This is a genomic window from Paraburkholderia youngii (assembly GCF_013366925.1).
Taxonomy (GTDB): domain Bacteria; phylum Pseudomonadota; class Gammaproteobacteria; order Burkholderiales; family Burkholderiaceae; genus Paraburkholderia; species Paraburkholderia youngii.
Genome location: NZ_JAALDK010000002.1, coordinates 1454316 through 1480428, shown reverse-complemented (window position 1 = coordinate 1480428; position 26113 = coordinate 1454316). Strand labels below are relative to the sequence as shown.

26 protein-coding genes are annotated in these 26113 nt (G+C 63.6%); 18 read left to right on the top strand and 8 right to left on the bottom strand.

The window, feature by feature from the left end:
• Positions 1 to 305: 305 nt before the first annotated feature.
• Positions 306 to 2102 (top strand): hypothetical protein, encoded by a 1797-nt coding sequence (locus G5S42_RS38120; protein ID WP_176111853.1) that lies wholly within the window; start codon positions 306 to 308, stop codon positions 2100 to 2102.
• Positions 2103 to 2134: 32 nt separating this feature from the next.
• Here the strand turns inward: G5S42_RS38120 and G5S42_RS38115 are convergent, their stop codons facing one another.
• The 3 genes from G5S42_RS38115 to G5S42_RS38105 form a co-directional block, all read right to left on the bottom strand.
• Complete coding sequence (locus G5S42_RS38115) at positions 2135 to 2425, bottom strand: hypothetical protein (RefSeq protein WP_176111852.1); 291 nt, start codon at positions 2423 to 2425, stop codon at positions 2135 to 2137.
• A 220-nt stretch (positions 2426 to 2645) separates the two neighbouring features.
• The gene (locus tag G5S42_RS38110) at positions 2646 to 4058 is read right to left on the bottom strand and encodes an ammonium transporter (protein ID WP_176111851.1); all 1413 of its coding nucleotides are present in this window, start codon (positions 4056 to 4058) and stop codon (positions 2646 to 2648) included.
• A 25-nt stretch (positions 4059 to 4083) separates the two neighbouring features.
• Positions 4084 to 4422, bottom strand: coding sequence for a P-II family nitrogen regulator (locus G5S42_RS38105; protein WP_013094289.1), 339 nt, complete (start codon positions 4420 to 4422; stop codon positions 4084 to 4086).
• 442 nt (positions 4423 to 4864) lie between these two features.
• On the opposite strand from G5S42_RS38105, the gene G5S42_RS38100 reads away from it, so the two are divergent.
• Positions 4865 to 5263 carry a VOC family protein gene (locus G5S42_RS38100; RefSeq protein ID WP_176111850.1) on the top strand — a complete coding sequence of 133 codons (399 nt, stop codon included), beginning with the start codon at positions 4865 to 4867 and terminating at the stop codon, positions 5261 to 5263.
• A 240-nt stretch (positions 5264 to 5503) separates the two neighbouring features.
• On the opposite strand, the gene G5S42_RS38095 is transcribed toward G5S42_RS38100, so the two are convergent.
• From G5S42_RS38095 to G5S42_RS38085, 3 genes are all read right to left on the bottom strand, one after another.
• A complete protein-coding gene (locus tag G5S42_RS38095) occupies positions 5504 to 6610 on the bottom strand; it encodes an IS5 family transposase (protein ID WP_376776852.1) in 1107 nt (368 codons plus the stop codon).
• An 88-nt stretch (positions 6611 to 6698) separates the two neighbouring features.
• Complete coding sequence (locus G5S42_RS38090) at positions 6699 to 7826, bottom strand: aminotransferase class V-fold PLP-dependent enzyme (RefSeq protein WP_176111849.1); 1128 nt, start codon at positions 7824 to 7826, stop codon at positions 6699 to 6701.
• A gap of 130 nt (positions 7827 to 7956) precedes the next feature.
• A complete protein-coding gene (locus tag G5S42_RS38085; protein WP_176111848.1) occupies positions 7957 to 8466 on the bottom strand; it encodes a DUF1269 domain-containing protein in 510 nt (169 codons plus the stop codon).
• A 236-nt stretch (positions 8467 to 8702) separates the two neighbouring features.
• On the opposite strand from G5S42_RS38085, the gene G5S42_RS38080 reads away from it, so the two are divergent.
• Genes G5S42_RS38080 through G5S42_RS45520 form a run of 4 tightly spaced genes read left to right on the top strand, consistent with a single transcriptional unit; the run spans position 8703 to position 11282 of the window.
• A complete protein-coding gene (locus G5S42_RS38080) occupies positions 8703 to 9365 on the top strand; it encodes a dihydrofolate reductase family protein (protein WP_176111847.1) in 663 nt (220 codons plus the stop codon).
• 50 nt (positions 9366 to 9415) lie between these two features.
• On the top strand, positions 9416 to 10363 hold the full coding sequence (locus G5S42_RS38075) for a pseudouridine-5'-phosphate glycosidase (protein ID WP_176111846.1): 948 nt from the start codon (positions 9416 to 9418) through the stop codon (positions 10361 to 10363).
• Positions 10364 to 10398: 35 nt separating this feature from the next.
• Positions 10399 to 10875, top strand: coding sequence for a pyridoxal-dependent decarboxylase (locus G5S42_RS38070; RefSeq protein WP_312883697.1), 477 nt, complete (start codon positions 10399 to 10401; stop codon positions 10873 to 10875).
• Positions 10872 to 11282, top strand: coding sequence for a BON domain-containing protein (locus tag G5S42_RS45520; RefSeq protein ID WP_176111845.1), 411 nt, complete (start codon positions 10872 to 10874; stop codon positions 11280 to 11282). Before G5S42_RS38070 ends, G5S42_RS45520 begins: the two co-directional genes overlap by 4 nt.
• A 295-nt stretch (positions 11283 to 11577) precedes the next feature.
• Here the strand turns inward: G5S42_RS45520 and G5S42_RS38060 are convergent, their stop codons facing one another.
• Positions 11578 to 12270 (bottom strand): hypothetical protein, encoded by a 693-nt coding sequence (locus tag G5S42_RS38060; protein WP_176111844.1) that lies wholly within the window; start codon positions 12268 to 12270, stop codon positions 11578 to 11580.
• 137 nt (positions 12271 to 12407) lie between these two features.
• On the opposite strand from G5S42_RS38060, the gene G5S42_RS38055 reads away from it, so the two are divergent.
• The 11 genes from G5S42_RS38055 to G5S42_RS38005 all read left to right on the top strand — a co-directional run bounded on the left by G5S42_RS38055 (position 12408) and on the right by G5S42_RS38005 (position 24291).
• On the top strand, positions 12408 to 12671 hold the full coding sequence (locus G5S42_RS38055) for a hypothetical protein (RefSeq protein WP_246392357.1): 264 nt from the start codon (positions 12408 to 12410) through the stop codon (positions 12669 to 12671).
• Positions 12661 to 13482, top strand: a complete 822-nt coding sequence (locus tag G5S42_RS38050; protein ID WP_176111843.1) for a DeoR/GlpR family DNA-binding transcription regulator — start codon at positions 12661 to 12663, stop codon at positions 13480 to 13482. The genes G5S42_RS38055 and G5S42_RS38050 overlap by 11 nt, the downstream gene beginning before the upstream one ends.
• Before the next feature lies 1 nt (position 13483).
• Positions 13484 to 14335, top strand: coding sequence for an EamA family transporter (locus G5S42_RS38045; protein WP_176111842.1), 852 nt, complete (start codon positions 13484 to 13486; stop codon positions 14333 to 14335).
• Positions 14336 to 14631: 296 nt separating this feature from the next.
• Positions 14632 to 15789, top strand: coding sequence for a 2-aminoethylphosphonate--pyruvate transaminase (locus tag G5S42_RS38040; protein ID WP_176111841.1), 1158 nt, complete (start codon positions 14632 to 14634; stop codon positions 15787 to 15789).
• An 11-nt stretch (positions 15790 to 15800) separates the two neighbouring features.
• Positions 15801 to 17072, top strand: a complete 1272-nt coding sequence (gene phnA / locus G5S42_RS38035) for a phosphonoacetate hydrolase (protein ID WP_176111840.1) — start codon at positions 15801 to 15803, stop codon at positions 17070 to 17072.
• A gap of 80 nt (positions 17073 to 17152) precedes the next feature.
• Positions 17153 to 18601 carry a phosphonoacetaldehyde dehydrogenase gene (gene phnY / locus G5S42_RS38030; protein WP_217710255.1) on the top strand — a complete coding sequence of 483 codons (1449 nt, stop codon included), beginning with the start codon at positions 17153 to 17155 and terminating at the stop codon, positions 18599 to 18601.
• Positions 18602 to 18662: 61 nt separating this feature from the next.
• Positions 18663 to 19694, top strand: coding sequence for a 2-aminoethylphosphonate ABC transporter substrate-binding protein (locus G5S42_RS38025; protein WP_176111839.1), 1032 nt, complete (start codon positions 18663 to 18665; stop codon positions 19692 to 19694).
• A 22-nt stretch (positions 19695 to 19716) separates the two neighbouring features.
• Positions 19717 to 20892 (top strand): ABC transporter ATP-binding protein, encoded by a 1176-nt coding sequence (locus G5S42_RS38020; protein ID WP_176111838.1) that lies wholly within the window; start codon positions 19717 to 19719, stop codon positions 20890 to 20892.
• Complete coding sequence (locus tag G5S42_RS38015) at positions 20885 to 21769, top strand: 2-aminoethylphosphonate ABC transporter permease subunit (RefSeq protein WP_176111837.1); 885 nt, start codon at positions 20885 to 20887, stop codon at positions 21767 to 21769. Before G5S42_RS38020 ends, G5S42_RS38015 begins: the two co-directional genes overlap by 8 nt.
• The gene (locus tag G5S42_RS38010) at positions 21753 to 22553 is read left to right on the top strand and encodes an ABC transporter permease subunit (protein WP_176111836.1); all 801 of its coding nucleotides are present in this window, start codon (positions 21753 to 21755) and stop codon (positions 22551 to 22553) included. The genes G5S42_RS38015 and G5S42_RS38010 overlap by 17 nt, the downstream gene beginning before the upstream one ends.
• Positions 22554 to 22653: 100 nt before the next feature.
• Positions 22654 to 24291 carry a Na/Pi cotransporter family protein gene (locus G5S42_RS38005; protein WP_246392355.1) on the top strand — a complete coding sequence of 546 codons (1638 nt, stop codon included), beginning with the start codon at positions 22654 to 22656 and terminating at the stop codon, positions 24289 to 24291.
• Positions 24292 to 24321: 30 nt separating this feature from the next.
• On the opposite strand, the gene G5S42_RS38000 is transcribed toward G5S42_RS38005, so the two are convergent.
• A complete protein-coding gene (locus G5S42_RS38000; protein ID WP_176111834.1) occupies positions 24322 to 25239 on the bottom strand; it encodes an AraC family transcriptional regulator in 918 nt (305 codons plus the stop codon).
• 99 nt (positions 25240 to 25338) lie between these two features.
• On the opposite strand from G5S42_RS38000, the gene G5S42_RS37995 reads away from it, so the two are divergent.
• Entirely contained in the window at positions 25339 to 26088 is a 750-nt protein-coding gene (locus G5S42_RS37995; protein WP_176111833.1) for an SDR family oxidoreductase, read from the top strand.
• Positions 26089 to 26113 lie beyond the last annotated feature (25 nt).

Below are 26113 nucleotides of genomic sequence, written 5' to 3'. Positions count from 1 at the left end.
CAAGCCCGCCGCTGCCGACACCTCGCCCGATTCCCACGCCCGCATCCAGCGAGTGAAATCTTTCCGCAGTTCGTCCATCGCGAGCGAAAAGATTTTATTTCCGCCCCACCCTGCTCCCACGCGCAATTTGTGCCGACAGACAGGCATGACTTGCCGGACTCAGTGATCGGTCGCAACCAAAGACCATCCACTACCGCACATCGCATGTCCTGAACGGCTCACGCGACGCACTCGCGACCCGCAGGACTCCCCCTCTCTCTCCAGATTTTCTCGTGGGCCGCCTCGCGGCAGCCCGCGCTATTGTCATGATTGGACGACGTCAATTTCTTGGCTGTCTTACCGCGCTCGGCGGAACTGTCGCATTGAGCGCGTGCGGCGGTGGTGGTGGTAGTAGTGGTACGCCGGATGCCGGCGGTTCTTCCACGGGCAATTCCGCGAGTCCGTCGGGCACCGCGGCATCACCCTCTACCGGCACGGCAAGCTCCGGAATCGCGGCCTCGACGGGCACGACGGGCACGACCACCGCGAGTATTGCGCCCTCGACGGGTAGCGCGACCACGGTGGCGAACGGCTCGTCGCCGGCTCCATCAAGTGGAACGGGACGCGCCGACACGTCCGGCGCGAGCTCGGGCGACAGCTCCGGCTCAGCATCAGACCCGAACTCGGGGTCGCCCGGCAACGCTTCGAACGCTTCGCCACAGAACACGACGATCCCGCCGGCGACGGTAATCATCGACAGTCAGAACGCGTCGTGGACCCTGGTCGGCGGGTCTGTCTACAGGAACGGAGTCGCAGCGGGCGACACCTACAACGTTTCGTTGATCCTCTGGTACGGGAGCGCGGTCTATCACGAGGGAACCGGCGGTCAGTTTTACGGATGGAATGGGACGACATGGTTTGCGTGCAATGACCCGCGTTTGGGCGGCACCTCCGCCGACGGCGCCATGATCCCGCCCGCGACGTATCTGATCGACAAGGCCGGCTCGATATGGACCGTCGTGAACGGCGTCGTGTATCGCAATCGCAATGCCGTCGGCACGATGTCGAATGCGGCGCTGCTGCTGTGGTACGGCGGCAAGTTCTGGGCACAATCGACCGGCGGTCAGTTCTATGTATGCGGCGATGCGGATCAATGGTTGCCGTGCAGCGATCCGCGCATCGCGACCGCGGCGCCAGCCGGCTCGTTTCACGGTATCAACGGGCATTACGATTACCTGTATTCGACGTCACAGATCGTATCGATCATGCAAGCCCTCGGCTGCTCGACGTACCGGCTCAGCTGTACGGACTACGCACCGCAACTCGCCATGGTCCTGGCGTTGGCGCAAGCATTCCAGCCGGCGGGCTTGACTCTTTTCGTGCTGATCGACGTCGGCATCTACGACGGCAACGGCAACCTGTTCACGAGTGAAGCGGCGGCCTATACGCGGGGCTTCAATTGCGCGGTGACTGTCGCGTCGGCATTGCAACCCCACGGCGTGACCATGTATGAATGCGGTAACGAACTGACGCGCGCGAACGGGATCATTCTCGACTCCACCAGCGCGGGAACGAGCGTCGTCGACTTCAACAATACGAACTGGCCGCTGATGCGCGGTGCGATGCGCGGCATGATCGACGGCGTGAAGTCGGTGCAGGCGGATGCTAAATGCGGCGTCAACTTTTGTGTTGCTGATATCGGCGCGTCCGACGCTCTGTGGGATGGCAAGCAGCCCGATGGCACGAGCGGCCATCCGACCGTGAGGTGGGACCTGACTACGTGGCACAACTACGAGGTGTACGGCGACATCTTCGACATCGGCACCGACGGGTCCGGCCCGGGCTTCGATTTGCCCACTTATTGCAAGGCCCGCTATGGCGTCCCCTTCGTGATCTCGGAATGGAACACGGGGCCGGAGAAGAGCGAGGCATACCGGGCCAACTACATCAGCTCGCGTCTGCTCACTTACTATCAGGCGAGAAAGACGAAGAACATCCAATCGGCGATGTATTACGAGCTCGATAGCGGGGACTCCACCTACGGCCTGATGATCAACGGCACGGCGCTTGCGCTTCCGTATAACGCGTTCGCGAGTTTTATCGCGAGCCATGCCGATAGCTGAGCGTATGTTGCGACGCGTACTTTCCGATCGCCTTAAACAAGGAGAATGGCCACCAACTGACCGGCAGTTGCAATAACGACAGCCAGTTCGACCGGATTGGCCAGAAGAAGGCCGAGAAAATCTGAATCGATAGCGCGCGCGCGCCAGGTCCCGACAAAACCGACCGACAGAATCAGCCCGAATAAAAGATCGAATCCAAATCCTGCGGCGATCCATTTGTTATGCCTGACGACATGCTCAGCGAATGCGAACATTGCCAGAAAGGCGATTTGGGATATGAGAACAACCAGTACCGCAATATGCTGCTGATTATCCTTTTTCATTGGCTGGCGGAAATCCGGTTGCTCGAAGCCGCTAAGACCTCCTTGCTCGTCTGGCCGAACTTCGGCAATACGGGCGCCTACGGGGGCAGACACCCGGGGCAGACACCCGCATGCCCTCAAGTACGAAGTTGGCCCCGGCTTCGGTCGTGGCCTGAGCGCTGTCAGCGCCAGGCCACGACCGACCGTGACCGTCGCACCCACTCCATTCGCGGCGCAACCGTTATTCGACCGCCTCGCCGTGCAGCACCAGGTCCAGTCCTTCGCGCTCTTCTTCTTCGGCAACGCGCAAGCCCATCACTGCGTCGATTACCTTGAGAAGGACGAACGAAACCACCCCGCTGTAGATCAGCGTCGTCGCGACACCCTTGAGTTGCAGCAGCACGTCACCGTCAGCGCCACCGATGTCCTTGACCGCGAACACGCCCGTCAGAATCGCGCCGATGATCCCGCCCACGCAGTGCACGCCGAACGCGTCGAGCGAATCGTCATAGCCGAGCTTGTGCTTGAGCCACGTGGCCGACCAGAAGCAGACCACGCCCGCGACGATGCCGATCACCAGCGCGCCTACCGTGCCGACGAAGCCCGACGCCGGCGTCACCGCCACCAGACCCGCGACCGCGCCCGACACGATACCGAGCACCGACGGCTTACCCTTGGCCGCCCATTCGGCGAACATCCATGCGAGCGCCGCCGCGGCGGTCGCCACCTGTGTCGCGAACATCGCGAAGCCGGCACGGCCGTCCGCCGCTACCGCCGAACCCGCGTTGAAGCCGAACCAGCCGACCCACAGCATCGCGCCACCGATCAGCGTCAGCGTCAGGTTGTGCGGCGCCATCGACTCCTTGCCGTAGCCGACGCGCTTGCCGAGCACCAGACAGCAGACCAGACCCGCGATACCCGCGTTGATGTGCACCACCGTGCCGCCCGCGAAGTCGAGGATGCCCGCGGTAGCCAGCCAGCCGCTCGGTTCCCACACCATGTGCGCGATCGGCGAGTAGACGATGATCGACCACAGCGTCATGAACACCAGCATCGCCGAGAACTTCATGCGGTCCGCGAACGCACCGGTGATCAGCGCCGGCGTGATGATCGCGAAAGTCATCTGGTAGACGAAGTAGACCGTCTCGGGGATCGTCGGCGCGAGATGGCTGACGGTCAGCGTCGTGGCCTTGTCGCCCTTGATGTAGTTCATGCCCGTCATGAACACGCGCGAGAAGCCGCCGATGAACGAGTTGCCCGGCGTGAACGCGAGGCTGTAGCCGACCACGGTCCAGACGATCGTCACCAGACAGGTGATCGCGAAGCTTTGCATCAGCGTCGCGAGCACATTCTTCTTGCGGACCATGCCGCCGTAGAACAGTGCGAGGCCCGGGATCGTCATGAACAGCACCAGCGCGGTGGAAGTCAGCATCCACGCGGTGTCGCCGGAGTTGATCTTCGACGAATCGACCGAGAACGGTGCGGTCGGCGCGGCCGGCGCCGATGCAGCGGCATCCGCCGCGGGAGCCGCGGACGCTTGCGCGACCGGCACGGAGGCGGCCGCGGGTGCCGACGCGTCTTGCGCGAATGCGGGGCTCAGCCCGCCCGCGAGCAACGAGCCCGCCATCAACAAAGTCATCAACAGTTTGCGCATCTCTCTTTCCTCTTGTCCTGTGTCTTTATAGGGCGTCGGCGCCGGTCTCGCCGGTGCGGATCCGGATCACCTGCTCGATCGGTGTGACGAAGATCTTGCCGTCACCAATCTTTCCAGTGCGCGCCGCACGCTCGATCGCTTCGATAGCCTGATCGACGATGTCATCCGGCACGGCGACCTCGATCTTCACTTTCGGCAGGAAATCGACGACGTACTCCGCGCCCCGATACATCTCCGTATGGCCCTTCTGACGCCCAAAGCCCTTGACCTCCGTTACCGTGATTCCAGAGACGCCAAGCGATGACAAGGCTTCACGAGCCTCATCAAGCTTGAATGGCTTGATGACCGCACTTATTAGTTTCAATTTGCCTCTCCGTTGATCGCCCATGCCGATGCTGGCCGCCGTTGACGGTGGCTCAGCGCGCGGGGACGTTCAAAGCAACTGTCATGCCATCCGCACGAACGGTATCGGAGCGGGAGAGTTATCGGAGGAGCCGCGCGTTGGGTTTTCGGCGATCAGATGGATGCCGTGAGAGACGGAGCGCGATTGAATGGCGGGACTGTCAGAAGGCTTCTTCGCGGTATGCGGCATGTACCCTGGCACCATGCGCGAGCGCGCTTTCCTGTTGTCCGTCCAATATGGGGCATGCGTGCACGGTTCCGTCGCCTGCTATTACAGATTCATTAATCGAAGCTTCCAGGTTTCCACTCGCAGGCGCGGCACTCGCGGACGCCTGATCGGTCGAGCGCAACTCCGCGTGCTAACGTGAACAGAGATCGCGACTCTCGAACAGGAACGTAGCAGGATGATTTCGCATGTATTCGTTGGGGTGAATGACTTTGACCGCGCGTTGAAGTTCTATTCGGCTGTCATGAGCGAGTTGGGACATCAACTGAAGTTTTGCGAGCCAGATAGACCGTGGGCTGGTTGGATGGCTGTGGGTATGCCGCGTCCGCTTTTCCTTATCGGCAGGCCATATGATGGCAACCCCGCAGAACACGGGAACGGCCAGATGGTGGCATTGCTTGCGCCTGATCGTCGTTCAGTCGACAACGCACACGCTACCGCGCTGGCAAATTCAGGTTCTTGCGAAGGCCCTCCCGGTTTGCGCGCGCACTATCACCCGAACTATTACGGGGCGTATTTTCGCGACCCAGAGGGAAACAAGATTTGCGTGTGTAGTCACGATCCAGAGTGCGCATAGCTATTCCGGCAGGCTCCGGAGTCCTCCCGCCGATGCGGCTGCGAAGGCGAGCTATGCGCACATGCTTCGGAAAGACGCTCTAGCAGGCTGTTGAAAAGCGCCCCGTCATGACGACCGAAGCTATGTTCAGGAGACTTGCGCGTGCGATATTGCGCTGAATTAACGGTTCACCGCGCGATCTGCGCGGGGCAGGCGCACGCATGCGGCTCGTCTGGCGCGCAGTCTTCGCGCATTGGCGGCTCATCGCGTCGCTCCTCGCGGCACCATCCCTGGCATTCGGGCCATGCGGGTCAGATTGCTCGCAACCATCGTCAGCTTGAAGTGCTGGTCGACGCGCTTGAGGCCGCGATAGACCGTCTGCCGGATCCGCCCGATGGTTTTGCCCCAGCCGAAATGCTCTTCGATTCGTTTGCGGATGATCTGGCTAGTCCGGTAGCCCGCATGCCGCGAAGTGCGACCGTCGATGGCGCTGCCGCCCCAACGCTCATCGTTGCGCGCGACATGCGGTGTCACGTTGCGAGCGCGGCAATCGTTCACGAAGTCACGGGTGTCATACGCCTTGTCGGCGCCAACTGTCTTCGCATGAGTACCTGGCACGCAATCGAGCAATTGCAATGCGCTGGCCCGCTCGGCAAAACCATCTGCGTGACTAACCACGGCGCCGACCACCAGCCCCGAGCGATTCTCCATCAGGATGTGCCCGTGGTAGCACAGGATGGCCGGGCTCTTGTGGCTCTTCTTGAACAATCGCGCCTCCGGATCAGTAGTCGACTCGTGCGTGGCATTGCTACGTCGCTCGCCTTTCCAGTCGGTGTCGGCGTTGCGGCCACCGCCGGCTGGCGGACCATCGTCCGGGCCGTCCTTGCGGCGGAAGCTTTTGTGACTGGCCCACGCCTGAATCAGCGTGCCGTCCACCGAGAAATGCTCTCTCGACAGCAAGCCCCGCTTGTCCGCCAGGCTCATGACTTCGGTGAAGAACGCTTCCACGACTTCATGCTCCAGAAGCCGGTCGCGGTTCTTCGAGAACACCGAGTGGTCCCACACGGCGTCCTCAATCGCCAGCCCGACAAACCAGCGGAACAGCAGGTTGTAGCGCATCTGCTCCATCAGCATGCGCTCGCTGCGTACGGAGTAGAACACCTGCAACAGCAGCGCCCGCATCAGCTTCTCAGGCGCAATCGAGGCACGACCGGTGTCCGCGTAGATGACGCTGAACAGCCCGTTGAGCCGTTTCAACGCATCATTCACCAGCAACCGGATCGGTCGCAACGGGTGATCTGCCGGGACGAAGTCCTCGAGCTTGACCGTCGTGAACAGGGGTTCCTGCATCTCGTCCATTCCGCGCATCGCATCCGCTGCCAAAGATCATGAACACGATATCCATAACGCCCGTCCTTCAAACCCCGTTTACACGGGATCCAAATTCAACAGCCTGCTAGACAATACGGTCCAGCGCCTTGGCGAACCTGGCGACCGAACCCTCGACGTCATGCAGTTTGTCCAGGCCGAATAATCCGACCCGGAAGGTTTTGAAGTCTTCAGGCTCGTCGCATTGAAGAGGAACGCCGGCCGCGATCTGCAAACCGGCATCGGCGAACTTCTTGCCGGATCGTATGCCGTCATCGTCCGTATAGCAGACCACGACGCCCGGAGCCTGAAAACCTTCGGCCGCCACGCTTTTGAAGCCTTTGTCACTCAGCAGTGAGCGAATGCGCTTGCCGAGTTCAAGCTGCTCGGCTCTCACTTTGTCCAAGCCATATGCTTCGGTTTCCTTCATGACGTCGCGCAGCGTCGCGAGACTGTCCGTCGGCATCGTGGCGTGGTACGCGAACCCGCCGTTCTCGTAGGCTTCCATGATCTGCAGCCACTTGCGAAGATCACAGGCGAAGCTGGTGCTGGTCGTCGCGTCGATTCGTTCGCGGGCGAGCGGGCCGAGCATGACCATGGCGCAGCAAGGTGACGCGCTCCACCCTTTTTGCGGTGCGCTGATCAGCACATCGATGCCACTGGCCTGCATGTCCACCCAGATCGTGCCGGAGGCGATGCAGTCGAGAACGAACATGCCGCCGACCGCATGCACGGCGTCGGACACCGCGCGCATATAGGCATCGGGCAGCATCATTCCGGATGCGGTTTCCACATGCGGCGCGAACACCAGATCCGGCTTGTGCTCCTTGATCGCGGCGACCACTTCTTCGATTGGAGCGGGTGCATAGGCGGCCTGCCTTTGTTGGCCGACCGGACGCGCCTTCAACACGATCGATTCGGACGGAATGCCACCCATGTCGAAAATCTGCGACCAGCGATAACTGAACCAGCCATTGCGGATGACCAGACACTTGCTGTTCGTCGCGAACTGCCGGGCGACGGCTTCCATGCCGAACGTGCCGCTGCCTGGAACGATTACGGCCGACTTCGCGTTGTAGACTTTTTTCAGGGCGCCGGAAATATCGCGTACGACGCCTTGAAAGAGCTCCGACATATGATTGATCGATCGGTCGGTGTACACGACCGAATATTCGAGGAGTCCCTCGGGGTCGACATCGGGAAGTAAACCTGGCACGTTCGCCTCCAGTAATTGACGAGTAAAAGAATCGAAAACAGATTCTAACGAAAGCTGCCCGCAGCGGCATCGGCGGAGACGCCTTCGTTACCCATCCGGCCGACGCCGATGGCCTCGTCTCAGGCGCTGCTCACGGGAAGATCGGTGTGGTGGGTTCCGCGCCCTCCAGATCGGCCTTCGGTACATGCTGCGCGACCATCTGCTCGATCTCCTCTTCTCGCGATCCAGGCACGTCGGCCATGATCAGGAACTGGCCGTCGCGTATGGCGCCGCGAAAACGCTCGAGTTGTGCGTTCGGTTCGCCGACGCCGATCATCGCGGCCGTCCAGGCCCCGAAGCCGGCTCCCGCCAACGTCAATGCGACGACGGCTCCGCCAGCAATGGCGAGCTCCGCGGGAGGAAACGCCAGCGCCACGAGGCCAACGAGCGCTCCAGTCGCACCGCCGAGCGCCACGCCGCGTTCGAGCGAGTGCACGACGTCGCTGCTTTGCAGCAAAGTTGCCTCGGGTAACTCTTCGAGTGCGACGCTGTGATTCGCGAGAACATGGATATGCCGCCATGTGATCCGCGACCGCAGCAAGTCGTCTACGATCGCCTTCGCGGTCGTCGTGTCGGGTGCGAGGAAATAAAGGCGTCTCATCTCGATCCTCCATCAATCAAGCCACCCGCCAACGGGACGATGCTGTTTATCGTACGCCTGCCGCAGGCAATACTGTGGGCGGACGATCACTGCTGTATGCCAGCTTACAAATTCAGGAAATTCTCTTAAACACGTATGGTTAAGCATAAATCTGCTGCCCGACAATTTCGCGTAGTTCCGGCAACCATGCAGATTTACAGTCCACATTACGTTAGGCGTCCAATCGGAGGGAAACGATGACACGCGTTCGCGTTCAGGGCTTCACCATCTCGCTCGACGGATACGGTGCAGGCCCGAATCAGGACATTGACAATCCGCTCGGCGTTGGCGGGACGGAATTGCATCAGTGGCTAGTCCCAACCCGCACGTTCCAGCGGGCCTTGTTCGGCAACGACGGCGGTACCACCGGCGTGAACGATGATTTCGCCGCCCGTGGCTTTGAGAATGTCGGGGCCTGGATTCTTGGCAGGAACATGTTCGGCCCCATTCGTGGGGAATGGCCGGACGCCAACTGGAAAGGCTGGTGGGGGGACAGTCCGCCGTATCACGTCCCGGTCTTCGTCCTGACCCATCATCCGCGTGCCCCGATCGAGATGAAAGGCGGCACGACGTTCCACTTCATCACAGGGGGCATTCGCGAGGCGCTCGACCGCGCCCGCGAGGCCGCTGCCGGAATGGACGTGCGGATCGGCGGTGGGCCGCAGACAATCCGGCAGTATCTCCGCGAGGGCCTCATCGACGAACTGCACATTGCCATCGCGCCGGTCCTGCTTGGCCGGGGAGAATCGCTGTTCGAAGGGGTCGACTTGCGGGCCCTGGGGTACGAATGCGTTGAATTCGTAGCGTCGGACAAAGCCACGCATGTCGTTTTAAGGCGCCAGGGACACACGGACACCTAACCCGGTCTCGTACCGCATACTTCGGTGAATCGCCCCCCGAAAGGATCGACATGGTTGCCAACCTTCCACGCTCCTGGTTGACCTGGAGCGCGCCTGCGGCCGCTGCGCAGGCCGCCGGTCGCCCGCTCGTGGCGCTGGAATCGACCATCATCGCGCATGGCATGCCCTACCCGCAGAACGTTCGCACCGCGCGCGAAGTGGAGGCGTTGATCCGTGACGCGGGCGCCGAGCCGGCGACGATCGCGCTGATCGGCGGCCGAATCCACATCGGCCTTTCGGACGACGAACTGGAAATGATCGGCCGTTCCGACCACGTGCATAAGGTCAGCCGCCGTGACCTGCCGGCGGTGCTGGCAGGCGGCGGCCTGGGTGCCACGACCGTGGCTGGCACGATGATCTGCGCGGCGTTGGCCGGCATCGAGGTCTTCGTCACCGGCGGCATTGGCGGCGTACACCGAGGCGCCCAGCACACCTTCGACATCTCGGCGGACCTGCAGGAACTGGCGAAGACCTCGGTCGCGGTGATCTGCGCCGGTGCGAAGTCCATCCTGGACATCGGGCTCACCCTGGAATACCTGGAAACCCACGGCGTGCCGGTGCTCAGTTGCGAACAGGACAATTTTGCGGCGTTCTACACGCGTGACAGCGGCTTTCGCGCGGACTTCAGGCTGGACGACGCGGCGCAGCAGGCACGCTTCATCCGCACCAAGTGGGACCTCGGCCTCGACGGCGGTGTGGTGTTGAGCACGCCGGTGCCGGAAGCGGCAGCGATGTCGGCCGAAGAGATCGAGGCGCTGACTCGGCAGGCGCTCGACGAGGCCGTTGCGCAAGGAATCACCGGTAAGGCCGTCACCCCCTTCCTGCTGGCGCGCATCAAGGCGTTGACAGGCGGGCGCAGCCTGGCGACAAACATCGCGCTCGTAAAACACAATGCCGAGGTCGGCGCAAGGCTGGCGCTGGCGTTGGCACGCTCGAAGCGCGGGGCGGGCGCGGTGTAACCGCGTGCTATCTTTGACGGATTCGAAGCCTTCCTGTGAGGAGGGCTCATCGAGGCGCATTCGCGCTGACTCCGGAATATCTGCAAGCCACACCGCGTGGAATTGCTGCGGCTCCCTGGTTATACGAGTATGGATTGCAGACGTCCAGAGGTTTCCGCGCGCTCAAAGTCTGGATAGCTCTGAAACAGCATGGCGTCGAGAAGTTCGGCCGTCTGATCGATCAAAACATCGCGCAGGGTCGCTACCTCAGTGAGCTCATCGTCTCTGAGCAACGCCAACGGTGCAAGGAGTACATTGCCTCAGGGTCGCGATATGCAATCACCGGACCCGTCGGGACGACCTGGATCTGCTGGTCAGGGAAATCGTTCGACTCGGAGACCAGATTTTGCGTGCAATTCGTAGCAGCTGACTCGGACTGCGTTGGTATGCTTAACGCTATTAACGGCGGAGCCGCGCCCCATCTTTCTGTCTTGAACCGCAAGGTTGACGGAACCCAACGGAGGGCAGCATGAATAAGAGCAATGCGAGCAGAATAATCGGCGCAACGCTAGTCGCGGCCATCGCGAGTGGCTCGGCCTATGCGAACGGGCAACCCGGTCTGAGCGCGACGGCCGACGTGGTCGCGCAAAAGGTGGCGGCATCGGGTTCACCTCCTCGACCCAAGCCGGATACTTCGATAGTTCGCGACGTTCGCCGTGCCCTCAGGCGCGTACCGGATATGGATGATTCAAAGATTCACATCAGGGCGAGCCACGGCGTCGTTACGCTCACCGGCACGGTGCCGGAGAGTTGGCAGATCTCGCGCGCCGCCAATGCGGCGAGATCGGTGCTCGGTGTCAAGACGGTGAGGAACAGATTGACCGTGCGAGAGAGCGACGAAGCAGCCATTGAGCAGCGTCCCGCGGCATCGGCCGGATAAGTAGTTGATGCTCGACAGATCGGACCGGATTGCACCTTTCGTGTAGGCCGGTCGCCTGCGTCTGCTCGCCCTACGTTGTACTCCACCCCAAACTGAATATCGAAGAGGTCTGGGTCGAAGGCCGCTCGACGCCAAGGGGCTCCCCCTAGCGTCAACTGAAACCGGAGGACGTGGCAGCGATTCTCGCTGACGCTATGGAAGGCGTGAACGCGAAGCTGGCGGCGATAGACGCCTCATGGACGCAGCACTAACCATTTCGATTCCTGACGATAAAGGCGGCTTAATGCCGCCTTTTTTAATCCTGCACCAGCAGGAATATGCAATAGAAATCGAGATGTCCGAAACAATCGTAAATAGTTGTCAAAACGGGCTTATCCCGAATTAAAGCGATTGACCAGGCTCCCGCTTCGGCGGGGCTCCGCAAAATCGCGAGTCTTGCAGGCAAGCGGCACCACCATGACTGGGCATAGGCCACGTCCGCGCGTAGTGCCGCGAGTGAGTATGGAAATCGCGCACGCGCTTCGTCATGCGAACGTGCGCCACCCAACGGGAGATATCCGGCGAAGCAGTCTTCCTCACCGACGAGCAGCCCGTCGAACTTACCCATGCTGTCGCCATAGACGATCACGTCTGGATCCGGCCCGTCCATCACTGCGAGTGCCGCCGCCACGACGGTCTCAGCCGCGTTGGTCACGCTGCGGCAACCGGGCGTGTCCACGTCCTGAATGACCGCCACCCCCGAGAAGAAGCCCACCAGCGCGAAGCCACGTGGCTTGGGATTTCCGTGAACATCGGGCGACCTCGCTTTTTTGGAAGTGTGTGGCAATGCGTGGAAAACACTGTGGCCTTGGACTACAACAAAAAGACGCAAAAAACAACATGAACCGGCAGTTGCCGGGAGGCCTGCTGAGAGCGCGGACAGGTGAAAATTCGCCGCAAAGCCGTGGGCTAATGGGTCTTTGACGCATGACCGGAATCCGCGAGACACCTACCCACCTCGCCTTTTTCGAGCGGAGGCCGCGGGCATCGAACCGCAATAAAAATCGCGAACAGCGAGGAAACATGTGTTATTTTGTGGCATTGTGACGGCCGAACCCGACACGCCGTAGCGCGCTGGTGCGCGCGATGAACCCCGACGAGATCGACGTGCTAGTCACCGATGCGCCGCTCGACGCGCACTATGCCCAGATTTTCGCCGCGGCAGGCGTAGAGGTGCGCTATCCGGGCAGCACGGCCGCGCCGATGACCGCTGCCCTCGCAGAAGAGACGGAGGGACCGGGCGAGGCAGCGCATCGATCGCCCCTGCGCGGTCCGCCCGACGCAACTTGCCACGCAACCAGCGACGCCACCGCCGACGATACGCACGGAGAGCCACACCATGCTCGATAACCGCTCAGCGGGGCCCGTGCCCGCTTCATTGAACCCGAACCACCTGCTCGCGATCGAGCGCATCGACTACATCGTGCAAAGCCTCGAGGCGAGCGGCTCGGTCAGCGTCGCGAACCTGTCGGCGACGCTCGGCGTGTCGCGCGAAACGATCCGCCGCGACCTGAAGATTCTCGCGGAACAGGGCCGCGCGAATCTCGTGCACGGCGGCGCGGCGAAGCGGCCCGTCGCCGAACCGTCGCTGGCAAGCCGCGTGGCGGTCAACGCGCTGGGCAAGGCGGCCATTGGTGCCGCGGCCGCACGACTCGTCACGGATGGCATGGTCGTGCTGATCGATTCGGGCTCGACCACGCTGGGTCTCGCCGAGGCGCTGCAGCATCATCGCGACCTGACCGTGATCACCAACAGCCTGCCGATCGCACTGATGCTGTGCCGCGCGCCCGGCGTAAAGGTCGTCGTGCTCGGCGGCGACATCGACCCGAACGACGAAGCCGCTATCGGCGTCGAGACGATGACCGCGCTCAGCCATTTCCGCGCCGATCTCGTGTTTGTCGGCGTGGGCGGCATCTCGCCCGAAGGCGAATTCACCGACTACTCGCGGCTCGCCGCCGAGCAACGTCATCTGATGATGAAGTCGGGCAAAAAGGTTTACGTGCTCGCGGACCACTGCAAGTTTGAACAGCAGATCCCCGTACTGATCGCGCCTGTGCCGCATATCGCCGGACTGATCGTCGACGCCGAGCCGCCCGCGGGCATCGTCCGCGCCTGCGCCGAACAGCGCTGGGAAATCATCATCGCCAATCGCCACAGCTAGCATGACGATGACGCTTCCCGTGTTTTTCGCCGTGCTGTCGGCCGCGCTTTTGCATGCGGGCTGGAACGCGGTGATCAAGGTGCGCCTCGATCCTTTTCTGGCGATGACCCTGCTGTGCATCGCCTGCGGCCTGATTGCGCTGCCGTCGCTCGCGTTCACCGGATTCGCTCGGCCTGCTGCGTGGCCCTGGGTGGCGGGATCGGTGACGCTTCATTTCGGCTACTACGTGTGTCTGAGCGAGGCATACCGTCGTGCCGACATGAGCCAGATCTACCCGATCGCGCGCGGCTCCGCTCCGCTGATCACCGCCCTCGTCTCCGTCACGATCTTGCACGAGACGATGAGCGCGGGCGGCGTCGCGGGAGTCGTGCTGCTCGGCAGCGGCGTGTTGCTGCTGTCGCTGCGCGGACGCCATCACTCCGCATCTGAAAGCCGTGTCGCGCTCGGCTTCGCGCTGCTCACGGCGGTGACGATCGCGGGCTACACGGTCGTCGACGGCGTAGGCGCACGCGTCGCCGGCAATCCGAACTCCTACGCGGCGACGCTATTCGTGTTCGATGCGTTGCCGATGCTGACGCTTTGCCTGTATCGCTACGGGCCGGCCGGCATGGCGCCGATGCGGCGTTTCCTGCTGCCGGGGTTCGCGGGCGGCGCGATGTCGCTCGCGGCGTACTGGATCGTGATCTGGGCGATGACCGTCGCTCCCATCGCCCTCGTGGCGGCAGTGCGCGAGACGAGCGTGGTGTTCGCCGGCATCATCGCCGTGTATGTGCTCAAGGAGCCGTTCAGCCGCGTGCGTACCGCGGCCGCTACGTTGACGTTGGCTGGTCTCGCGCTGATGCGGCTGTTCTGATTCCGAGCGTGGGTTTCGGCGCTGACGGCAGGCCACTGGCCTTCTGACCGGTGCCGCAACCGGCCGCGCGTTGCATTCGATCACCCCCCGTCCCCCTCCAGCCTCCCCATGCGGGTTTGTCCCGATCGGAGGCCGCTTCCCCATATCCTTCGCGGACTTCGCCAACTTCCAGGCGGCGTTTCGCGTGTCCGACCGGAATGTGGCAATTTTTGGCATCTTGACTGTTTTTGTTGCAGCCCCTAGAGTGGGTCTCACGCACCTGCGCAGTACCCAAATCGACCCACAAGGAGACATCGATGACCGGTTCCACGTATGCATCGCCGGCTTGTTCCGAAACCGGCGATCCGCTGTTGCTGACCCCCGGACCACTGACCACGTCACGGACCGTCAAGGCCGCGATGGTTCACGACTGGGGCTCGCGCGACGCCAACTTCATCGAGATCAATCGCTCGGTGCTCGCGCGCCTTGCCGCGATCGCCAATGGCGCGCGCGACTGGGTGACGGTGCCGATGCAGGGCTCGGGCACCTTCGCCGTCGAGGCGATGCTCACCACTTTCGTGCCGCCCGGCGGCGAGGTGCTGGTGCTGATCAACGGCGCGTATGGCAAGCGCGCGAAGCGCATCCTCGAAATCGCCGGCCGCAAAGCCGTGGTGCACGAAACGTCCGAGGACACGCCGCCCGATCTCGCCGAGATCGACAAGGTGCTGGCCGCCTCGCCGTCGATCACGCATGTGTTCGCGGTCCACTGCGAGACCACCGCGGGCATTCTCAATCCGATCGCGCAGATCGGCGCGCTCGCGGCCCGCTACGGCAAGGGTTATCTGGTCGATTCGATGAGCGCGTTCGGCGCGTTGCCGCTCGACGTGCAGACGATGCATATCGATGCGGTCGCCGCGTCGTCGAACAAGTGCATCGAGGGCGTGCCCGGTCTCGGCTTCGTGATCTGCCGACGTGAAGCGCTCTCCCGCACGCAGGGCAACGCGACCACGCTCGTGCTCGATCTGCACGAGCAGTGGACCAACCTCGAAAAGACCAGCCAGTACCGCTTCACGCCGCCCACGCACGTGATCGTCGCGTTCCATCAAGCGCTGGAGGAATTCGATGCCGAAGGCGGCGTCGCGGGGCGCGGCGCGCGTTATCGCAACAACTGCCGGATTCTCGTCGAGGGCATGCGCGCGCTCGGCTTCAAGCCGCTGCTGGCTGAAGCGCTGCAGGCTCCGATCATCGTGACTTTCCATATGCCCGAGGACCCGCGCTTCGAATTCCAGCGCTTCTACGACAGCCTGAAGGCGCGCGGCTATGTGATCTATCCGGGCAAGCTGACCGTCGCGGACTCGTTTCGCATCGGCTGCATCGGCCGGCTCGGCGAGCGCGAGATGCGCGCGGCGCTCGGTGCGATCAGTGAGGTCCTCGATGAAATGGGCATGAACGCGCCAGTCGCGAAAACGGCATGAAGGGGGACATCATGAGTACGCTGCAAGACACCGTCCTGAGCATCAATGGGCGCGACTATCGCTTTCCGGCGGAGCCGGTCGTGGTGATCTGCCTCGACGGTTCGGAGCCCGCCTATATAGAAGAAGCCGCGAAGGCCGGGCACGCGCCGCATCTCGCGAAGCTGCTGCGCACGGGCACGAGCCGCATCGCCCAATGCGTGATTCCGAGCTTCACGAATCCGAACAATCTGTCGATCGTGACGGGCCGCCCGCCGAAAGTGCACGGCATCGCGGGCAACTACTTCTACGACCGCGCGAGCGGCGAAGAAGTGATGATGAACGACGCCCGCTTCCTGCGCGCGCCGACGATCTTCGCCACGTTCCACGACGCTGGCGCGAAGGTCGCCGTCGTCACCGCGAAAGACAAGCTGCGCACGCTGCTCGGCAAGGGGCTCGACTTCACGAGCGGCCGCGCAATCGCCTTTTCGGCTGAAAAGGCCAACGAGGCTACCCGCGCCCAGAACGGCCTCGGCGACGTGCTCGCCTACGTCGGCAAGCCGCTCCCGGATGTGTATTCGGCCGACCTGTCCGAGTTCGTGTTCGCGGCAGGCGTCAAACTGCTCGACACGTTCCGGCCCGACCTGATGTACCTGTCGACGACGGACTACGTGCAGCACAAGGCGGCGCCGGGCTCGCCCAAGGCCAACGACTTCTACGCGATGTTCGACCGCTACGTCGGCGCGCTCGATGCGGCAGGCTGCGTGCTGGCGATCACCGCGGACCACGGCATGAACGGCAAGCATCGCGCGGATGGCGCGCCCGACGTGCTGTACCTGCAAGACCTGTTCGACGAATGGACCGGCGCAGGCCGCTCGCGCGTGATCCTGCCCATCACCGATCCGTACGTCGCGCATCACGGGGCGCTTGGCTCTTTCGCCACCGTCTATCTGCCCGAGGGGCTCGCAGCGGCTGAAGCAGCGGCGCTGCTCGAACGGCTGCGCCAGACCGAAGGCATCCAGCTCGCGCTGACGAGCGCCGAGGCCTGCGAACGCTTCGAGCTGCCCCCCGACCGTATCGGCGACGTCGTCGTGGTCGGCACACGCGCCAAGGTATTCGGCACCAGCGCCGCGCGTCACGACCTGTCGGGACTGACCGAGCCGTTGCGTTCGCATGGCGGGCTAACGGAGGAGAACGTGCCGCTGATCGTCAACCGCAAGACCGACTGGCCGGCGGACCGCGCGCTGCGCAACTTCGACATCTTCGATGTCGCGCTGAACCACGTAGCGCGGTCCGCCGCGGCATAACGCGTCGATCACAACAACCCGCGCGTCCCGCATCTCGCGGCGGCCTGCGGGCTCCACCGGATCATTGAACGAGGTATTCGATGAACGTCATGACCAAACCCGCCTTCAGGCAGGAATCGATGCGCATCGCCGGCCAACACACGAGCACCGACGAGCTGATCGAAGTCTTCAACCCGTACACGAACGAGGTCGTCGGTACCGTGCCCGCGGGTCGTCCCGAACACGTGCAACAGGCGTTCGCAAAAGCGCACGCATTCAAGCCGCGGCTCACGCGCTTCGAGCGTCAGCGCATCCTGCAGCGCACGGCCGAGATCCTGAGCGAACGCAAGGAAGACTTCGCGCGCCTGATCACCGCGGAGTCGGGGTTGTGCTGGAAGGATGGGCTTTACGAGGCGAGCCGCGCCTACGACGTGTGGTCGTTCGCGGCGCAGCTCACGATCAAGGACGACGGCGAGGTCTATTCCTGCGATATCAGCCCGAACGGCAAGAACCGCAAGATTTTCACCACGCGGCTGCCGCTGCTCGGCGTGATTTCGGCGATCACGCCGTTCAATCATCCGCTGAACATGGTGAGCCACAAGCTGGCGCCCGCGATCGCGACCAACAACCGCGTGGTGCTGAAGCCCACCGAGCTCACGCCGCTCACCGCGCTCGCGCTTGCCGACGTGCTCTATGAAGCGGGCCTGCCGCCCGAGATGCTGAGTGTCGTCACCGGCAATCCGCGCACGATGGGCGATGCGATGATCACCGATCCGCACTGTGATCTCGTCACGTTCACAGGCTCCGTGCGGATCGGCAAATATATCGCGCAGCACGCCGGCTATCGCCGCACGGTGCTGGAACTCGGCGGCAACGATCCGCTGATCGTGATGGAGGACGCCGATCTCGACAAGGCCGCGCAGCTCGCGGTAACCGGTGCGACGAAAAATTCGGGGCAGCGCTGCACGGCGGTCAAGCGGATTCTCGTGGTGCAAAGCGTGGCCGACGCGTTCGTCGAGCGCGTGCTCGTGCATGCGAAAAAGCTCAAGTGCGGCGATCCGATGGACCCGTCCGTCGACGTGGGCACCGTCATCAACGAGGCCTCCGCGCAACTGTTCGAGCGACGCGTGGCAGACGCGCAGGCCCACGGTGCCCGGGTGCTTTACGGCGCGCCGCGCGAGGGCGCGCTGTTCCATCCGACAGTCGTCGATCACGTGCCATACGACTGTGAGCTCGTGCGCGAAGAGACCTTCGGCCCGGTGATTCCGATCATCCGCGTGCCCGATGCGCTCGATGAAGTGATCCGGGTTTCGAACTCGACCGCATATGGCCTTTCGTCGGGCGTCTGCACGAACCGGCTCGACTACATCACGCGCTTCGTCAGGGAGCTGGAAGTCGGCACCGTGAACGTCTGGGAAGTGCCCGGCTATCGCACGGAGATGTCGCCGTTCGGCGGCATCAAGGATTCAGGCAATGGTTACAAGGAGGGCATGGTCGAGGCAATGAAGAGCTACTCGAATGTGCGGACCTGGTCGATCCCCTGGGAGTGACCGGCCGCGCGACCAAGTGAAATGCTGACCTCATCCGAACTCAACGCAAGGAAGGATGGATATGAAAACTCGTCTGATGGCTCTCGCCGCCTGCGCGCTCGCCATGGCAACGCCCCCCCTTTACGCACAGTCCGACGTCGTGACCATCTATGCCGCGGATGGTTTGCACGACGGTTCGCCGAGCTGGTTCGGCAATCAGTTCGAAGCCTTCACGCAGGCGACCGGCATCAAGGTGCAGTACATCGAGGCCGGCTCGAGCGGCGTGGTGGACCGGCTGAGCAAGGAGAAGTCGAACACCCAGGCGGACGTGCTCGTGACGCTGCCGCCCTTCATGCAGAAAGCCGCGGCTGACGGCCTGTTGCAGTCCTATTCGCCGGCGGGCGCCGACAAGATCGAGACGCGCGACAAGGACCCGAAAGGCCTGTACTACGCGATGGTCGGCAACTATCCGAGCTTCATCTACAACTCGGCGGTGCTGAAGAGCCCGCCCAAGACCTACGCAGACCTGCTCGCGCCGCAGTTCAAGCAGAAGATCCAGTACTCGACGCCGGGCCAGGCCGGCGACGGCACCGCGCTGATGCTGCAGACCTTCCACGCGTTCGGTGGCAAGCCGGCCGGCTTCGACTATTTGCGCAAGCTGCAGACCAACAACCTCGGGCCTTCCGCATCGACCGGCAAGCTCACGGCGCTCGTCAACAAAGGCGAGCTCTTCGTGGCCAACGGCGATATGCAGATGAACCTCGCGCAGATGCACGACAACCCGAACGTCGCGATGTTCTTCCCGGCCGGTCCCGACGGCCGCCGCACGACCTTTGCGTTGCCCTACTACGTCGGCCTCGTGGCGAACGCGCCGCATGCCGGCAACGGCAAAAAGCTGATCGATTTCCTGTTGAGCGCGCCGGCGCAGCAGGAGGTCAGCAAGGTCGCGTACGGCTTCCCAGTGCGCACCGATGTTCATCCGTCGGACAGCAACTTCCAGACGTTGAACACGTTGCTGAAGGGCGTCGACATCTGGCAACCCGATTGGAACCAGGTGCTCCAGGAGTTGCGTCCCGACGTGGCCGCCTACAACCAGGCGATTTCCATCGACTAACCCAGCTACCGACGAGCGACTAATGGCAAACACCATGACCATGGAACGGGGGCCGCAGCGGCGCGCCTCCGCTGCGCCGACCGTCATCGCGCACGGAGCGAGCGGTATCGGTTTCGAAGGCGTGTCGGTGGCTTACGGCAGCCAGACCATTCTGGAGTCTCTGACGCTGACCGTGAAGCCCGGCGAGATCGTCGCGCTGATCGGCCCGTCCGGCTCCGGCAAGACGACCGCGTTGCGCGCCGTCGCCGGCTTCGTGCAGCCGAGTGCCGGGCGCATCACCATCGGCGATCGCGACGTGACCCGGCTGCCGCCGTACGCACGCAACATCGGCATGGTGGTGCAGAACTACGCGCTGTTTCCGCATATGCGCGTCGAGGACAACGTCGCCTTCGGGCTGCGTGCCCGTGGCGCGGATGCCGAGGTGATTGGCGAACGGGTGCCCGAGTGCCTCGGGCTCGTCGGCATGGCGAAGTATGCGAAGCGCTATCCGCGCGAGCTGTCGGGCGGCCAGCAGCAGCGCGTGGCGATCGCCCGCGCGCTCGCGATCCGTCCGCAGGTGCTGCTGCTCGACGAGCCGCTGTCGGCGCTCGACGCGCAGATCCGCCGCTCGATGCTCGACGAACTCGCGAAGCTGCACCGCACGCTGCCGTCGCTCACGGTGCTCTACGTGACGCACGACCAGACCGAAGCGCTGACACTCGCGAACCACATCGGCATCATGCGCGACGGCCACCTGGTCGCTTACGGCGACGCGCAAGGGCTCTATCGTCATCCGCCGAACCGCTTCGCCGCCGAGTTCCTCGGCCGCGCGAACGTCTTGCCGGCGCAGCAGCTCGAACCGATGGCCGACGGGCGCGCCCGCGTGCGCTTTCATGGCCAGCCGCTCGAGGGCTGCAACCATCACGGACTCGCGGCCGGCGCCCCCTGCTTCGTGTGCGTGCGGCCGCATCATCTGCAGTTCGTTGCGGGTGGCAGCACGCCAGGCGCCGATGGCCAACGCATGAATCAGATGACGGGGGCCGTCGTCAGCGTGCAGTGGCTCGGCGAAATGCACAGCATCGTGCTCGATGTCGAAGGCGAGCTGCTGCGGCTCACCTGCGCGCCGCTCGCGGAGCCGCCGGAGCCGGGCGCGGCGCTCAGCGTACGTTTCGATCCCGCGGATGTCACGCTCGTACCGGAGGCTGAACGTCATGGCTGATATCGTGATTGCGCCGCCGGCCCGTGCGCGGGCGCCGGCCGCGGCGCTGGGGGGCCTGTGGATCGCGCCGCCGCTCGCGGTGCTCGCCGCGCTGTTCTTCTACCCGTTCGGGCTGATCGTCGTCCAGGCGTTGGGCGGCGACCAGCATGTGCTGTCGTTCGCGAACTTCGAGCATGTGCTGCGCTCACGCCAGTTCCTGAGCGGGCTTTATCACACGATCGCGATCGCAGTATCGGCCTCGGCGGGATGCCTCGTGCTCGGCTTCGTGTTCTCGCTCGTGATCGCGTTCGTGCCGTTCCCGGGCGCGCGTTTCGTGGGCCGGCTCATCGATACGTTCATCGCGCTGCCCACCTTCCTCGTCGCGCTCGCGTTCACCTTCGTGTACGGTTCGGCCGGACTGCTGAACCAGTCGCTGATGGAGATGTTCCATCTGCCGCTGCCGCCGCTCAACTTCCTGTACACGCAATGGGGTGTCGTGCTGTCGGAGATCACGGTCTATACGCCGTTCATCATGCGTCCGTTGCTTGCGTGCTTCTCGCAGATCGACAGTGCGCAGATCGAGATGGCGGGCAGCCTCGGCGCGCGGCCGCTGCGCATCATCCGGCAGATCATCCTGCCCGCCGCGTTGCCGGCGCTGCTGGCGGGCGGCAGCCTGTGTCTGCTGTTGACCGTCAACGAGTTCGGCATCGTGCTCTTCATCGGCGCGAAAGACGTGATCACGTTGCCGCTGCTGATCTACGACAAAGCGATCCAGGAATTCGACTACACCACCGCGTGTGTGATCGCCGTCGTCAATATCGCGCTGTCGCTCGGGCTTTATGCCTGCTATCGGGCCGTCGTGTCACTTTGCGGAGGTCGCCGTGCTGCTCTGGGCTAGATGGGGTAAATCGCTGACGTGGGGCGGCACGGCGTTGCTGTTCTGCGCGGTCTACGGGCTGCCGGTCGCGATGATCGCGCTCGCCAGCATCAGCGGACAGTGGAACGGCATCCTGCCGAGCCACCTGACACTCGAACACTACGCGCGGGTGCTGCATACCGATTCGGCGAGCCAACTGCGAGTGAGCGTATTGACCGGCGTGGTTGCAAGCGTCGCGGCGCTCGTCAGCGGCACGTGGGCCGCGCTCGCGCTGCGCCGCATCAAAGGCCTGCCGCGCCGCGTGCTCGACGTGATCTTCTTCGTGCCGAGCGCGGTGCCGTCGGTTTCGATCGGGCTCGGGTTGCTGGTCGCGTTCAGCCGGCCGCCGGTGTTGCTCAACGGCACGGCGACGATCGTCTTCATCGCGCACTTCCTGCTGATCTCGGCGTTCACCTACGGCAACGTGGCGGCAGGGCTTGCGCGGGTCGCGCCCGAATACGGCGAGGTGGCCCAGAGTCTCGGCGCCCGGCCGCTCTACCAGCTCTCGCGCGTGACGCTGCCGCTCGTCGCGCCGTACTTGCTCGCATCGTTCAGCCTGAGCTTCGCGCTGTCGATGGGCGAACTCGGTGCGACGCTGATGATCTATCCGCCGGGCTGGGTCACGCTGCCGGTGGGCATCTTCGCGCTGTCGGACCGTGGTGCGATCTTCGACGCCGCCACGCTCACGATGATCCTCGGCATCGGCACGCTCGCGGTATTGATGGGGCTCTCGCGCATCTCGAACCGTGCAATGGTGCGTGGATGACGGTGTCCCTGCAGGTACGCGAGGAGGCAATCGCGGCGGGCGCTGACCCGGCCTGAAGGATGCGCACGACAAAAAACATAAAGGGAGGTGCCGGATGATCATGATCGTGCTTCATCTCGCGGGTGGCGTCGCGCTGCTGACGTGGGGCCTTCATATGGTCGAGTCCGGTCTGATGCGCGCGTTCGGCGCGTCGCTCAAGCGCTTCATGGCGAAGAGTCTCGGCAACCGGCTGAACGCGTTCTGCGCCGGGCTCGCGATCACCGGCGCGCTGCAGAGCAGCACGGCGACCGGCATGATCGCGTCGTCGTTCGCGGCACGCGGTTTGATGCGGCCTGTTACCGGACTCGCGATCATGCTGGGCGCCAACGTCGGCTCGACGCTGATCGTGCAGGCGTTCTCGCTCGATCTGAGCTGGATCTCGCCGGTGTGTCTGCTGGTTGGCATGACGCTCTTCGAGAAGGGCAAAGGCTCCCGCAATCGTGATCTCGGCCGCGCGTCGATCGGGCTCGGCCTGATGTTGCTTGCGCTCACGCTGCTCGTCTCGACCGTGCAGCCCGCCGAGACTGCCCCCGCCCTGCGCACGGTACTCGGCGCGCTGACAGGCGAGCCGGTGCTGAATGCGGCGCTCGCGTGCGTGCTCACTTGGGCCGCGCATTCGAGCATTCCGGTCGTACTGTTCGTGATGTCGCTCGCCAACCTGCATACCGTGCCGATGGACACAGCGATTGCGATGGTGCTCGGCGCGAACATCGGCAGCGCGCTCAACCCGTACTTCGAGGCCGCGAAAGGCGCCGACCGCAGCCGCCGGCGCCTGCCGGCCGGCAACCTCGTGCTGCGCGGCGGCGTGTGTCTGCTGATGCTCGCCGCGTGCGCGCCACTCGCAACGTTGCTCCAGCAGGTCTACGGCAGCCCCGCCCGTGCAATCGCCGACTTCCACACGGGCGTGAACGTGGCGATCGCCGTGGTCTTCATCGGGCTGCTCGCCCCTGTCGCGCGCCTTCTCGAACGGCTGCTGCCGGCGCCGGGCGCCGCCGAGAACGGCGACGCGCCGCGCTACCTCGACGAAGCCGCGCTGCGGGTGCCCTCGCAGGCGCTCGCATGCGCGACCCGCGAATTGATCCGGATGGGCGATATCGTGGAAGCGATGCTGTGCGCGAGCGTGCCGGTGCTGATCGCAAACGACCGGCGCGCGGTGCACGAGATCGCGGCGCGCGACGATGCGGTGGATATGCTGCACGATGCGATCAAAAGCTACGTGACCGAGGTGACGCGCGAGTCGCTCGACGACGAAGACCGGCGCTGGGCCTCGGCGATCATGACCTCCGTGATCAACCTCGAACATATCGGCGATATCGTGGACAAGAATCTGATGGAGCTGGCGCAGAAAAAGATCAAGGCACAGGTGAGCTTTTCCGCTGAAGGCGCCGAGGACTTGCGCGCGCTGCACCAGTTGGTGATCGACAGTTTTCACCGGGCTCAGGCGCTGCTCGTGTCGGGAAGAACGCAGACCGCGGAGCAACTGCTCGAGGACAAACAGGCGCTGCGGCGCCTTGAACGCGCCGCGCGGGATGCTCATCTCGACCGCCTGCGCGAGGGCAAGCCCGACAGCATCGCGTCGAGCTCATTGCATCTCGACGTGCTGCGCGATCTCGTGCGGATTCAGTCGCACATCTGCGCGCTCGCTTATCCGCTGCTCGAGCGCGAGGCAGCTAACGATGGCGATGCGCAGGTTGCATGAGGCGAGACACGGCGCTTGCGCTACGAAGCTTCATCGAGCGACGACGACATTCGCCGCGTCTCGAGCATACTGCGTCGGCGGCAGTCCGACATGACGCGTGAACGCGACGCTGAATGCGCTTGCCGAGCTGTAGCCGACACGTTCCGCGACCGCCGCGATGCTGACTTCGTTCGAGCGCAGCAGATTCTTGGCGATAGCCATGCGCCACGACAACAGATACTCCATCGGTGCGACGCCGACCGCGCGGCTGAATCGATCGAAGAAAGCGGACCGTGAAAGCGCGGCGGCTTTTGCGAGTTGCGCGATCGTCCAGGGCTGGTGCGGGCTTTCGTGCATATGACGGATCGCGAGCGCGAGACGGGGGTCGGCGAGGCCGCGGACGAGTCCGGGCGATGCCCCGGTTCCCGTGGCTCGCAACGCTTCGATGAACAGCACCTCGAGCAGTCGCGCCAGCACGACCTCGCGCGCGGGCCGCTGCGCGCGCGATTCCTCCCTCACGAGCTTGACGAGTGTCGCGAGCCTGCGTTCACCGCGCACGTGCACGAGCTTGGGCAACAGCGAGACAAGCAAGGCCGCATCCGGCGAACCGAACGCGCAGAGGCCCGCAAGCCATTGGGCTTCCGGCGCGCCCGATGCATCGCCGAAACGAAAACTGCCGTCGGGCAGCGCCGCCGGCGCGCTATTGGAGACGTCGTTATCGTCGGGCGGATCGATGCTCGTCATCGTGAAACTGAACACCTCGGGCACGAGTACGAAGTCATCGGCCTGAAGAATCAGCGGCTCGCAACCATTGACGGATAGACGCAGCGACCCTTCGAGCACCACGCAGTAGAACGGCTGGCCGACGTCCGTGCGGCTCGCGCGCCAGCGCCCTGCGCCGCTGAGCACTTTCGAGAACGTGGGCGTCGGCTTGAGCAGTGTGACGATTTCGGCGAGCGGGTCGATCATGATCGGACGATTTCGAATGAAACCTGGACGCTCGATTGTAGCGAGTCCTCGCGGTCAGGACTTATTGTGTCGGGACTGTCACCAACCACAGGATTCGACATGAAGACCGTCTTGATTACCGGCTGCTCGTCCGGCTTTGGCCTCGAAATCGCGCGTTATTTTCTGGATCGCGACTGGCGCGTGATCGCGACGATGCGCACGCCACGTGAAGACGTGTTGCCGCGCTCCGATCGTCTTTCGATTCTCGCCCTCGATGTGAAGGACCCGCAAAGCATTCGCTCGGTCATCGATGCGGCCGGCCGGATCGACGTGCTCGTGAACAATGCGGGTATCGGCTTTCTGAATGCGCTCGAAGGAACGCCGATGGACACCGTGCGCGATATCTTCGAGACCAATACGCTCGGCACCATCGCGATGGCGCAGGCCGTGTTGCCGCAGTTGCGCGAGCGCCGCGAAGGGGTGATCGTCAATGTGACGTCGACCGTCACGTGCAGACCGCTGCATCTGCTGTCGGTCTACACCGCGAGCAAGTCCGCGGTCAACGCGTTCAGCGAATCGCTCGCACTCGAACTGGAGCAGTTCAATGTGCGCGTGCGTGTCGTGCTGCCGGGACGCGCGCCTTCCACCCGCTTCGGCGAAAACGCGCGGGCACGCATGAAAGACGGATTTCCCGAGCCGTACGACGCGCTCGCTCAGCAGGTTTTCGCAAGGTGGGAGAAAGAAACGGCCGTCACGCATGCATCGGATGTCGCCGAAGCGGTTTGGCTCGCCGCGACCGATTCATCGAGCCCGTTCAACATCCCCGCCGGCGAGGACGCTGTCGAGTGGTACCACGAGCGCGTCAGATAGCACACGCCGGGCGAACATCGCCGCG